Here is a 12,896-nt window from a genome sequence, read left to right on the forward strand (position 1 = left end):
TACAGATGTGGTAAACCTATCTTAGGCTGAATAAATAGCAAATAGATATACGACCAACTGCGAAAAATATACGCCAGCAGTCATTTTATTAACTTGAGTTAATACTTAAAAATTAGAGTAATTGCTCAAAAAAGCAACGGTTATTGAAATTATAGCGTCATTTTAGCCAACTACGACTCATTTTACTTTTAAATAACGGATATAATGATTATTGTATCTGTGCTTGGAAGCAAATTGCCTCATTGGACGAGTTTTATAAATCAGCATTTATGCGTATTTGGTTGGTATTTGCAAATGATGTTCCATGACTCCATGGCTATAGCACAAGAAAAAATGACAAAAGTATGTATGTTTTTAGAACATCATGTTTTGCCTCCTACCCCCTTAAATTTTCAAGTTGTGTATACATACATTAGTAAAATCCATTTTGCGCTTAATAATGCTATTGATGATGCTATAGATGCCCATCAAAATATTGATGAGCTATTTATTGAGCAACTCTATTTTGAATATTTAAATCAAGGTCATAAAACCGAAGTAGCAATGATTGAAAACGTCAATGGTGTGATCAATTCACTGTCTCAAAATGCACAGCAAACCGAAAAAAAACTTAACGATTTTGCAGGTCATGTTAATGACTGCTTGCATTCTTTAGATGAAAATAATATTGCTAACAGCCGCATCGCCTTAGAAAGGCTTAATGAGCAAACGCAGTTACTGCTCTCGCAACAAGCCCAATTTAAACAAGAACTAAGTCAGGCAAAAAAGTTACACGAAGCAACTAAAAAACAACTCAATACCTTGCGCAAACAACATGTGATTGACCCACAAACAGGCTTATACAAACGCCACTATTTAACTAAACAAACACAGTTATGGTTAAAACAAGACAAGTCAATCTCAGCAATTGCTATTCAAATTGATAATTTAGAGCATTTTATTGATAATTTTGGCGATGCAATTGGCGAAGTGATTTTAAATAAAGTAGCTAAGCAAGTGCAGAAGTATGTTTCGCAAAGTGGCTTAGCTGGGCGCTCTGCAAAAGACCAATTTATCGTTCTACTTGCTAACATTGAGCCAGAAACAGCTAAGCTGATTGCACAAAAGGTAATAGCTGGGGTTGAAAAGCTACGTTTTATCAGTTCAAAAAGCGATTTAAAACTACCTCCAATTTCTCTCTCTCTAGGGATTACAGAGCAACAACAAGGCGACTTTAACCAGCTGGTTAAAAGTGCCTCAAACGCGGCGTTTAAATCACGCGCATCTCAATAGCTCAGTACACTGTTTACACAATAAATTAGCTGATAAATCATATTCAAATTGCACCCTTGGTGCACAATCAAGTACACTAGTCTTTATTACCACGATAGAGATTAATCATGAACGAGAACCCTGAAAAGACCACGCATTTTGGCTATAAAACTGTTGCCGAAACCGAAAAAGCTTCTATGGTTGCTGATGTATTTCATTCTGTTGCGACAAAGTACGATGTTATGAATGATCTCATGTCTTTTGGTATTCATCGTTTATGGAAACGCCAAACAATTGCTAGTTCAGGCATTCGTAAAGGTCATCATGTATTAGACTTAGCCGGTGGTACTGGCGATTTAACCGCAAAGTTTAGCCAACTTGTTGGCGATACAGGTCAGGTTGTTCTAGGTGATATAAACTCTTCAATGCTAAAGGTAGGCCGTGAAAAACTGCATAACTTAGGCCTTGTCGGTAACATTGATTACGTGCAAATGAATGCTGAAGCGTTGCCATTTCCTGATAATAGTTTTGATTTAATTACGATTGCCTTTGGTCTGCGTAATGTAACCGACCAAAACAAAGCGCTGCGCTCTATGTACCGTATTTTAAAGCCAGGTGGTCGTTTACTGATTCTTGAGTTTTCAAAACCAGAGCAAGAGCTTCTTAGCAAGGCGTATGATTTTTACTCTTTCAACATCTTACCTACTATGGGCAAACTGGTAGCTAACGACAGTGAATCGTACCAATACTTAGCTGAGTCAATTCGTATGCACCCAGATCAAGAAACACTTAAAGGAATGATGGTCGAAGCAGGGTTTGAGCAAGCGACTTATCAAAACCTAACCGGTGGTATTGTTGCCCTTCATCGTGGATTTAAATACTAAGGTTAGTAATTTATGGCGCTTGAAGAACACAATAAAGAACAATCAGCGGCAGGCAGTTTTTTTATGCTACCAAGCTTTGTACTTTCGCTGATTGAGCAAGTATTAAATCAAGCGCTTAAACTCGACCCGAGCATACTCGATAAACTAAAAACGGTAGAACATCAGCGCTTATTAGTTGAGGTTAGAGACTGGCAACAAAAAATAGCCATTACCTATGCCAATCAGCAGCTACATCTTTACACAGCAGTAGACGTTGCAAGCGCTGACTGTATGATCAGTGCCAATATTAATACCTTGCTTACACTTAAAAATCCAGCCATGCTTACTCAGCTTATTCGCCAAGACAAGCTTGATTTACAAGGTGATTTAAACATAGCTCAAAGCTATAGTTCAGCTTTTTCAAGTGTAGATATTGATTGGCCAGAGCAACTAGCAAAGCATATAGGCGACGCGCCTGCACAACAGCTTTATTTGTACTTGAAATCATTTAAGCAGCAAGGTAAAAAAGCAAAATCGCAGCTCGACAGCACTTTTATTAGTGTGTGCCAAGACGAACTGGCAATCACCATTCACCCATTAGAGCTTGAGCAATTTAAACAACAAAATAGAGCACTAAAAGGCCAAGTTGCCGCCATTGAGCAACGTATTAATGCCCTAATTAAAGCCCTTTAACGCACTAAGGATTTTTTGTGTCAACTGCCCGACTGTATTACATAACTAAAACTCTGCTTAGCTACGGACTTGATGAGCTTGTACCTAAACATAAAGTACCTTGGTTTGCTAAAATCGCTCGTGGCAGCTTGTTTTGGTTACGCAATCAACACAAAGATAAACCTCCTGGCTTAAGACTTCGCTTAGCACTGCAACAACTTGGCCCTGTGTGGATAAAGTTTGGCCAAATGCTCTCAACTCGACGCGACTTACTGCCTCATGACATCGCCTTAGAATTAGCCTTTTTACAAGATCAGGTAGAGCCGTTTGAAGGTGAGCTGGCACAGGAAATCATCGAAAAAGCATTAGAAATAGATAATATTAGCGAGTTATTTAGCGAATTCTCACAAACACCTCTGGCATCGGCATCAATTGCTCAAGTGCATACGGCCACCCTTATTGACGCGCAGGGCGATTCGCAAGATGTCGTTATTAAAGTTATTCGTCCTCATATTGAACAGCAAATAAATGCCGACTTAGCCTTAATGGAAAAATTAGCTAAGGTGATTGGTAAGTTAATTAACGAAGCAAGACGCTTACGCCCTGTAGAAGTGGTTAAAGAGTATAAAAAAACATTGCTCGATGAACTCGACTTAATGCGTGAGGGTGCTAATGGCATTCAATTAAAGCGTAACTTTGAAGGCTCAGAATCACTTTATATCCCTACTGTATACAGCGACTATAGCCGCAGTAATGTACTGGTTATGGAGCGTATTTACGGTATCCCAGTGTCAGATACTGAGGCACTGATGGCACAAAACACTAATATGAAGTTATTAGCAGAGCGCGGAGTAGAAGTGTTTTTTACTCAAGTATTTCGCGACAGTTTTTTTCATGCTGACATGCATCCAGGTAATATTTTTGTCTCCCGCGAACACCCGCACAACCCTAAATACATAGGTATTGATTGCGGTATAGTCGGCACACTTAACAAAGAAGATAAACGCTACCTAGCAGAAAACTTTATTGCCTTTTTTAACCGCGACTACCGCCAAGTAGCACAGCTTCACGTAGATTCAGGCTGGGTGCCACCCGATACCAGCATTGAAGAATTTGAGTTTGCTATACGCACCGTGTGCGAACCTATTTTTAATAAGCCACTGGCTGAAATATCATTTGGCCATGTGCTAGTTAACTTATTTAATACCGCACGTCGTTTTAATATGCAGGTTCAACCGCAACTCGTCTTATTACAAAAAACCTTGCTGTATGTTGAAGGCCTTGGCCGCCAGTTATACCCTCAACTAGATTTATGGAAAACAGCAAAACCATTTTTAGAAGACTGGGTTAAACAACAAGTAGGCCCGCTGTCTGTGCTAAAGCAAATGTATGCAAACTTACCGTTTTGGGCAGAAAAAATGCCTGAGCTACCCGATTTAATTTATCAAAATTTAAAGCGAGCACCACACGCTTATGCCCCTGCTACTAAGGTTTCACATAAGCCTTTGGTTTTAGGACTGTTTAGCAGTGCTGCGATGATTGTCTCTGCTTTATTTTATTTACAACACAACTTAATGGCTGCAGGCGCTGTCTTAAGCTGTGCTGTTATTGGTTTTATAGCGGCTTGGCGCCGCGCATAAACTAAGTGCTATTTACCGCTTTGGGCGTATAATCAGCACTTAATCTTACTATTTTATGGCTTAAAAGCAGGAGAGAACCATGGGGTTTGGTGGTATTAGTATTTGGCAATTATTAATTGTACTTGCAATCATCGTACTTTTATTTGGTACAAAAAAACTACGCGGTATGGGTGGTGATTTAGGCGGCGCAGTTAAAGGCTTTAAAAAAGCCATGTCTGATGACCAAAGCGCTGAAAAACAAACCAGCGAGAATAAAGCTGAACAAATTCAAAATTCAGCAGAGTCAAAACCTGCCGATGTAAACACAACTGACAAAACCAAAGACAACGACAAGGTTTAGCCAACATGGGAATGTGGGAGCTTGTTGTGGTATTTATTGTCGGCTTGGTAGTACTTGGACCAGAGCGCTTACCTGTTGCTATAAGAACAGTAAGCCGTTGGGTTAAAACTGCCAAAGCAATGGCCAACTCAGTAAAAGCTGAGGTGAGTGAAGAACTGCGTGTTCACGAATTACATGAGAACCTTAAAAAAGCAGAGCAACAAGGCTTAAAAGATTTAAGCCCTGACCTACAAAACTCTGTTTCTGAGCTGCAACAAGCAGCGCAATCAGTTACTCACAGCTATAAAAAAAGTCAAAGCCATGCCACTAATAACCAACAAACAGATGACTCAAAGTGAATATAGCACTCTCTTTTCATACATTTAATACAGGGTATAAAGAACAATGACTGAAGAAGTAAAGTCAGGGTTCGTTGCTCATTTAATTGAATTACGTGACCGATTGATTAAATCGCTATTGAGTATTTTAGTGATTTTTATTGGCTTGGTTTACTTTGCAAACGATATTTATACGTTTGTAGCTGCTCCTTTAGTCGCTCATTTACCCAGCACCGCTACTATGATAGCAACGGATGTCACCGCGCCATTTTTCGCTCCCTTTAAACTTACTTTGTTTGTTGCTTTATTTGCTGCTATTCCTTGGATTTTACATCAAATTTGGGGATTTATAGCCCCCGGTTTATATCAGCACGAAAAGAAAATGCTGATGCCAATATTAGCTTCTAGCATCATCTTATTTTATAGTGGCATAGCTTTTTGTTACTTTGTGGTGCTACCCATTATCTTAGGGTTTTTCACCAGTGTAGGTCCTCAAATGATGACCCTTGCACCGGATATAAGTAGTTACTTAGGCTTTGTACTTAAGCTATTTTTTGCATTTGGTATCGCATTTGAAATCCCTGTGGCAATTATGTTGCTCTGCTGGAGCGGCGCCACTACCACACAAAGTTTAAAAGAAAAGCGCCCTTATATAGTGGTTGGCGTATTTGTAGTGGCAATGTTTTTAACGCCACCGGATGTGCTATCACAAACTCTATTAGCATTGCCCATGCTGCTGTTATTTGAGCTTGGTTTAATTTTAGCTAAATTTTATACCGCAAAACCACAACAAGAATCTGAGGAATAATATGAACAAGCATTTACTTTCTTTACTCGCTTTAGCCAGCGTACCGGCTTTAGCTGCTACTCCTATTAACGAGCAAGCATTACAAGCCTGTAGTTTTATTGAAAACGACTTTAATCGTTTACTATGTTATGACAATACCATTGCAGGAAAGTCATTAACACAACCAGCTCAAAGCCAGCTAAGCAAGTCGGCGCAAACAAATGTAAAAGCTGAAACTCCAGCTGCAACAGCCCCTGTGGCCACCAAAGCAAAAGAGTTTGGTTTAGAGCATAAAAACATTGCGGAAAATAGCGAAGAAGCAATTTCATCAATAATAGCTAATGTTGAAAAAGCGCCCTATGGTGAGCTAATTATTACTTTAGAGAACAATCAGCAGTGGCGTCAAATTGGCTCAGATAGCTTAAGATTAGACAAAGGCGATACCGTTATTATTAGTCGCGGTGTATTTAATTCTTTTTTACTTAAAAAAGCAGATCAAAACCGCTCAATTCGTGTAAAGCGCACTCAGTAATGCAATACACGTTGATTGATGCTGGCGTAAATTTAACTAATCATCAATTTGATGGTCAGCATCAAGAGGTGCTCGCTAGAGCAAAAGAGGCTGGCGTTAAACATATGCTAATTATTGGCTGCGATATAAGTTCAAGTGAAGAATCATTAGCACTTGCTGCACGCTATGGCCAATATGCTAGCGCAGGTATCCACCCCCATGATGCAAAAACAGCAACCTCTGAACTTGAGCAACAACTCACTAAGCTCGCACAAAGTGCGCCGGTTATTGCCATTGGTGAATGCGGCCTAGATTACAATCGCGACTTTTCTCCAAGAGATGTGCAGCGTGCTGTGTTTCGTCGTCAGCTCGCATTAGCCGAAAAGCTAAACCTGCCGGTTTACTTACACGAACGCGATGCCAGTGACGACATGCTCTCTATTTTAAATGAGTTTACTGTACGCGGTGTACTGCACTGTTTTACCGGTGATGCGCAAGCGCTTGCAGGTTACTTAAAACTAGGTCTTTATATTGGTATTACTGGCTGGGTGTGCGATGAGCGACGTGGCAAAGAATTACAACAGCTGATCCCCAGCATCCCAATTGAGCGCTTATTAATTGAAACCGATGCACCCTTTTTAATCCCCCGCACTGTTAAACCTAAACCAAAATCAAGACGTAATGAGCCAGCATTACTTCATTATGTTTGTGATACCCTTGCTCAGCTTTATGGCATCCCTGCATCTGACGTGGCAAAATATACGAGTGAAAACTTTAATCACTTATTTGGATTAGAGAAAAAGTAATGCGACCCTTTTGCGCTTTGCTGGTATTCATTTTGGTGTTTTATGCATCCTGTTTCCCTGCAAGTGCAATCGAGATAAATAGTGAATTTAATTCAAAAAAAATAGAGTCTATTCATTATTCGTTTACTCCTACCTCATTAGAAGATGCACGACAAAGTAATTTACAAGAATGGCTGCTACTTAATGATAAGCCACTTAATTTAGGCCTTGAGTCTCGACCTGTATGGATTCAATTTAAGATTACAAACCAGTTAGCGCAGCCGCTAATGCCCTTACTGTCACTAGACAACCCTCTATTAAACGATGTTTACTTTGCTCATTTTATGGAGGATGAGCTACTCACATCAACTCATATTGGTGATACGCATGCACTTTCACAAAGAGTGATAGCGAGCGAGTCTTTGCTAGTCAAACTAACTCTTCCCGCTAACAGTGAAACTACGGTGTACCTTAACGTTAATAATGATGCAGGTATCGGGCTACGCGTCCCCTTAACACTGTGGCAGCAAGACTCACTATTGGCCTATAAAAGTATGGTGAATTTACTTTATGGATTATTAATTGGCTTTGTTTTTTCTTTAGCAGTGAGTAGTCTGGTCTTATTCGCATTTTCCCGAAAGCATTACTTTGCTTATGCCGGTGTGATTACGCTGATGCTCAGCTTATTTTTAGCTTACTTAGGCGGGTTTGGATTTCGTTATGCGCCCTCCAGCATAGCAAACCTCCAACAGTTAGTGCTGCCTATTTTGCTGATGCTGATCACGGTATCGTTTCTTCCTTTACAACGCCATGTTTGCACAGCTATTGAGTCTAACTTAGTAAAAGGGCAAACAATAATCACCGCACTATACGCATTAATTATTATACTTATTTGGTTACTCCCCACTCCCAGCGTAGCTTTATTTGCTATTTTAAGCATCCCTGTCATTTTAAGTTATCATGTTGCCACAACATTATTTTATCTGCATAAAAATCCCACGAGTCCCAATAAATCTCTACTCATGGCACTTGGGTTCTTTTTAATTGTGGTCATCCATTTTTCCATTGCGTTAACAGGCTTTTATACCGTCACTAGAGCGAGTTTAATGCTTACCTTTTTAGCTTCTTTAGGGTGTTCATTTTGCCTAAGCTATACCGTCATAAAATTATTTATATTACAACGCGATGAGCAAGTAACAGCACAGCAAGCATTAATTGCACAAAGCGCCGCACAAGACGCGTTGTTAAATGAGCGCATTGAATTACAAGAGCGTACCCGCCAAGAACTTGAAAGCCAAGTAGATGAACGCACCTTTGAGTTACAGGTCACACTGAGAGAACTTGAAGATAAAAACCATGAGCTTGAACAACTTAATATGGAAGATGCCCTAACTGGCATTAAAAATAGACGCTTTTTCGATAAAAAACTAATTATGGAAATTCGTCGTTCACGCCGTGAGCAAACGCCATTAAGTATTATTATGCTAGATATCGACAAATTTAAATCAATTAACGATAAATATGGTCACTTAACCGGCGATCAAGTCATCAGAGCGGTGTCTGATACCATTAAACAACAGCTTAAGCGCCCACTTGATGAAGTAGCGCGTTATGGTGGTGAAGAGTTTGTCATTTTGCTACCTAATACTGATAACCAAGGTGCAATGAACATTGCAGAGCAAACACGCCTGGCAATAGAAAATAAGACTGTGAATGTAGCAGGCACTATTATTGAGTTTACTATTAGTGCCGGTGTTTATACTCAAATTGCCGATGATACCCATAACCCTGAACTATTTACTGATTATGCCGATAAGGCACTTTATTTAGCAAAACAACATGGCCGCAATCAAGTGGTTAATTTTTCAACCCCACAGTAGGAGCGTATACTTATGGCCCAATCTGGACTAGACCTTTTCCCATATACTCGCATGCGTAGAATGCGCCGTAATGATTTCTCTCGTCGCCTTATGGCTGAAAATCAGCTGAGTGTTAATGATCTTATTTATCCTGTTTTTGTTCTTGAAGGTAAAAATCGTCGTGAAAGCATTGAATCTATGCCTGGTATCGAACGTTTATCGATTGATCTGCTGCTTGAAGAAGCCAAAGAGTTAGTTGATTTAGGTGTGCCTGCGCTCGCTATTTTTCCTGTTACCCCAGCAGATAAAAAATCTCTACTCGCTGAAGAAGCCTATAACGATGACGGCTTGGCACAAAGAACTGTACGCGCATTAAAAGAAACCTTCCCAGAGCTTGGCGTGATCACCGATGTTGCACTTGACCCATTCACAGTGCATGGTCAAGACGGCATTATTGATGATGCAGGTTATGTGATTAACGACGTCACTACCGAAATTTTAGTTAAGCAGGCGCTATCACATGCACATGCAGGTGCTGATGTTGTTGCCCCATCAGACATGATGGATGGGCGTATTGGTGCAATTCGTGAAGCTCTTGAAGCCGATGGTTTTATTCATACTCGCATTATGGCCTATTCAGCAAAATATGCGTCAAGCTACTATGGTCCATTTAGAGATGCCGTAGGATCTGCGGGTAACTTAAAAGGCGCTGACAAAAAAACGTATCAAATGGATCCTGCCAACTCTGATGAAGCAATTCGTGAAGTCGCACTTGACCTTCAAGAAGGCGCCGATATGGTCATGGTTAAGCCAGGTATGCCTTATTTAGATATTGTACGTCGCGTTAAAGATGAGTTTGGTGTACCAACATTTGCTTATCAAGTAAGTGGCGAATACGCGATGCATAAAGCCGCTATTGATAATGGCTGGCTGAGCGAAGAAGCAACCATAATGGAATCTTTATTAGCATTTAAGCGTGCTGGTGCAGACGGCATTCTGACTTACTTTGCTAAGCAAGCTGCTCGCTATCTAAATAAGTGATAAAAGTATATTGATATAAAAGGGCTTTATTGCCCTTTTTTATATTTATATTATTAACATTCTGTATTCTATTTGTAATCATTTTTCCTTACACTAAGCGTCCCATTTGGGAAACAAATACACGGGAAAAATAATAATGTTAAAAACAAAAATAACGCCATTGGCGCTTGTATTAGCAAGCCTCAGTGCACCCGCTACCGCTAACCTCGTTATATCTGAGTACGTAGAAGGCAGTAGCTATAATAAAGCAGTAGAACTATTTAATAATTCGACAACTCCTTTGTCATTAGATGGCTATACCCTCAGTCTCTATTCAAATGGCAATACAGAGGCAAATAATACCTTCGATTTAACTGGCGAACTTGCTGCAAACAGCACCTACGTTATTGTTAATGGTAATGCCTCAGCAGAGCTAAAAGAAAAAGCTGACCAACTCAGCGCAGTAACTAACTTTAATGGCGATGATGCACTGGTATTGACTCAAGGCTCAGTAATTATTGACAGCTTTGGCCAACGTGGCGTAGACCCTGGTTCATTTTGGTCTGAAGGTGGTGTACAAACACAAAATAAAACATTGCGCCGCAAAGAAACTGAGTTAAACGGACGTAGTGACGCAGATGGCAGTTTTAATCCAAGCGAACAATGGCTGCAATTTGAGCAAGATGACTTTAGTGATTTAGGCATATTTGCAGGAAATTCTTCACCTAATCCAGATCCTGAACCAGAGCCAGAACCTGAAGATCCTTTATTATGTGGCGCTGATAAAACATTAATTAGCAGCATTCAAGGCGAAGGCGCAAGCAGCCCATTGGTTAACACTGTGGTTGAATTTGAAGGCGTTGTGACGGCTGATTTCCAAGCAGATGACCAGCTCAAAGGCTTTTTTGTTAGCTCACTTCGTTATGATGAGGATGCAAACCCGCTCACCTCTGAAGGGGTATTTGTTTATTTTACCAATACTGATGTTAATGTTGGCGACCATGTTCGCGTGCAAGGTACTGTTGAAGAATACTTTGATGCCACCCAAATTGGCAATGTAAGTCAAGTTGCTATTTGTGATACTGGTCTTTCAGCTTACCCGACTAAAATCACTTTACCCGTTACCGAGCCCAGTGAATTAGAGGCGTTTGAAGGTATGCTGGTTACCTTAGAGCAGCCACTTATTGTTACTAACAATTATGGTTTAGGTCGCTATGGAGAACTAGAACTTGCCACTGAACGTTTATATCAAGGTACTCAAGTTGCACTTCCTGGCGCGGCTGCGAATGCAGTTGAAGCGCAAAATCTAACTAAAAAAATACTCCTCGATGATGGTTCAACTCGCCAAAATCGCGATCCTATCGCTTATCCTGTTCCAGGGTTATCAGCAGAGAATACCCTGCGTACTGGCGATACAGTAAATTCTGTAACAGGTGCGCTAGCTTACAGCTTTAGTACTTATCGCATTCACCCAACGGTAACACCCCAGTTTGTAGCAACCAATCCACGCACCGATGCACCAGAATTAAATCCTGATGCTGATTTACGTGTAGCAAGCTTTAACGTACTTAACTACTTTAACGGTGATGGTCAAGGTGGCGGTTTTCCAACTAGCCGTGGTGCTGATTCAGAAGCTGAGTTAATTCGTCAACAGGCAAAGCTGGTCAGTGCCATCAGTGCTATGCAAGCGGATGTCATTGGCTTAATGGAAATTGAAAATGACGGCTTTGGCGAATTTAGTGCTGTTGCAAGCTTGGTAAATGCACTTAATGACGCCGATAGTCAAAATCAATATGCATTCGTAGATTTTGGTGTTGATCAAGTAGGCACCGACGCTATCACTACCGCGCTTATTTATCGTGCTGATAAAGTACAGCAAGTAGGAACAGCAGCGATTACAACTGACGCGCCTTTTGACTACAGCAATCGCGCACCTATTGCGCAAAGCTTTAAGTCTTTAGAGACAGAGGAAGTGTTTACTGTTGCCGTTGCTCACCTAAAGTCTAAAGGTGGCTGTAGAAGTGCAACTGGTGGCAACGCTGATCAAAATGACGGCCAAGCATGTTGGAATGAAATCAGAACTGCTGGCGCAAATGCATTTGCTGATTGGCTAAATAGCAAACCAACAGGGGTTGATGATGAAGATATTATTCTTGTTGGCGACATGAATGCGTATGCAATGGAAGATCCTATCCGTGCATTTGCTGATAAAGGCCTAAAAAATGTGGTCGCTGAGCTAGATGGCAACACCTTGGGTTATTCTTATAGCTTTTCTGGCCGAGCGGGTAGTTTAGATCATGCCCTAGCAAGTCCGAGTTTATTAAGTAAAGTAGTGAGCGCCAGTGATTGGCATATTAATGCCGATGAGCCTATCTCGCTTGATTATAATGTTGAGTTTAAATATGACGTTCAGCAATCAAGCTTGTATGCTCAAGGGCCTTACAGAGCCTCAGATCATGACCCTGTTATTGTCGATATTCGCTCAACCGTAATTGCACCACCAGAGCCTGAAGTGCTCACCGGTGAAATTGATAATATTCGTGGCTGGTTTTGGTGGAAAAACTACCGCATTGATATCCCTGAAGGTTATGACGAACTCACCATTAGCCTAGACGGTGGCTGGGGCGATGCAAATTTATTTGTTAGTCATAAAAGAAGCCCTACTTTGTTTAAGAATGACTGTGCATCTATAAGCAGAGGAAACGCAGAAAATTGTACATTTACCAATCCAAAAGAAGGTAAATGGAAAGTCCGCGTTAATGGCTTTTTACCCTTTGGTAATGTAAAACTCACTTATAAAGCAATCAAGTACGTAGATTAATATTCATTGCTATCAACATAAAAAAGCCGC

General features: G+C 40.5%; 12 protein-coding genes. All 12 read left to right on the forward strand.

What is annotated here, in order from left to right:
* Window positions 1-312: 312 nt before the first annotated feature.
* Window positions 313-1,272 (forward strand): GGDEF domain-containing protein, encoded by a 960-nt coding sequence (locus tag AC27JR_RS15145; protein ID WP_036932949.1) that lies wholly within the window; start codon window positions 313-315, stop codon window positions 1,270-1,272.
* Between the two features lie 107 nt (window positions 1,273-1,379).
* Window positions 1,380-2,135, forward strand: a complete 756-nt coding sequence (gene ubiE, locus AC27JR_RS15150) for a bifunctional demethylmenaquinone methyltransferase/2-methoxy-6-polyprenyl-1,4-benzoquinol methylase UbiE (protein WP_008465035.1) — start codon at window positions 1,380-1,382, stop codon at window positions 2,133-2,135.
* 12 nt (window positions 2,136-2,147) lie between these two features.
* Window positions 2,148-2,807 carry a ubiquinone biosynthesis accessory factor UbiJ gene (locus AC27JR_RS15155; protein ID WP_008465033.1) on the forward strand — a complete coding sequence of 220 codons (660 nt, stop codon included), beginning with the start codon at window positions 2,148-2,150 and terminating at the stop codon, window positions 2,805-2,807.
* Window positions 2,808-2,824: 17 nt separating this feature from the next.
* On the forward strand, window positions 2,825-4,426 hold the full coding sequence (ubiB, locus tag AC27JR_RS15160) for a ubiquinone biosynthesis regulatory protein kinase UbiB (protein ID WP_487174044.1): 1,602 nt from the start codon (window positions 2,825-2,827) through the stop codon (window positions 4,424-4,426).
* A 79-nt stretch (window positions 4,427-4,505) separates the two neighbouring features.
* Window positions 4,506-4,766: a Sec-independent protein translocase subunit TatA gene (gene tatA, locus AC27JR_RS15165; protein WP_487174045.1), complete on the forward strand. Its 261-nt coding sequence runs from the start codon at window positions 4,506-4,508 to the stop codon at window positions 4,764-4,766.
* 5 nt (window positions 4,767-4,771) lie between these two features.
* Window positions 4,772-5,104 carry a Sec-independent protein translocase protein TatB gene (tatB, locus tag AC27JR_RS15170; protein ID WP_131691838.1) on the forward strand — a complete coding sequence of 111 codons (333 nt, stop codon included), beginning with the start codon at window positions 4,772-4,774 and terminating at the stop codon, window positions 5,102-5,104.
* Between the two features lie 46 nt (window positions 5,105-5,150).
* Complete coding sequence (tatC, locus tag AC27JR_RS15175; RefSeq protein WP_008465026.1) at window positions 5,151-5,891, forward strand: twin-arginine translocase subunit TatC; 741 nt, start codon at window positions 5,151-5,153, stop codon at window positions 5,889-5,891.
* A gap of 1 nt (window position 5,892) precedes the next feature.
* Entirely contained in the window at window positions 5,893-6,402 is a 510-nt protein-coding gene (locus tag AC27JR_RS15180) for a hypothetical protein (protein ID WP_076919819.1), read from the forward strand.
* The gene (locus AC27JR_RS15185) at window positions 6,402-7,187 is read left to right on the forward strand and encodes a TatD family hydrolase (RefSeq protein ID WP_008465023.1); all 786 of its coding nucleotides are present in this window, start codon (window positions 6,402-6,404) and stop codon (window positions 7,185-7,187) included. The genes AC27JR_RS15180 and AC27JR_RS15185 overlap by 1 nt, the downstream gene beginning before the upstream one ends.
* Window positions 7,187-9,046: a sensor domain-containing diguanylate cyclase gene (locus tag AC27JR_RS15190; RefSeq protein WP_487174046.1), complete on the forward strand. Its 1,860-nt coding sequence runs from the start codon at window positions 7,187-7,189 to the stop codon at window positions 9,044-9,046. Before AC27JR_RS15185 ends, AC27JR_RS15190 begins: the two co-directional genes overlap by 1 nt.
* Window positions 9,047-9,058: 12 nt before the next feature.
* A complete protein-coding gene (hemB, locus tag AC27JR_RS15195) occupies window positions 9,059-10,066 on the forward strand; it encodes a porphobilinogen synthase (RefSeq protein WP_008108557.1) in 1,008 nt (335 codons plus the stop codon).
* A 136-nt stretch (window positions 10,067-10,202) separates the two neighbouring features.
* On the forward strand, window positions 10,203-12,866 hold the full coding sequence (locus AC27JR_RS15200) for an ExeM/NucH family extracellular endonuclease (RefSeq protein ID WP_487174047.1): 2,664 nt from the start codon (window positions 10,203-10,205) through the stop codon (window positions 12,864-12,866).
* The last annotated feature ends 30 nt before the right edge of the window (window positions 12,867-12,896 follow it).

This window comes from Pseudoalteromonas sp. NH0006-26, assembly GCF_057552415.1.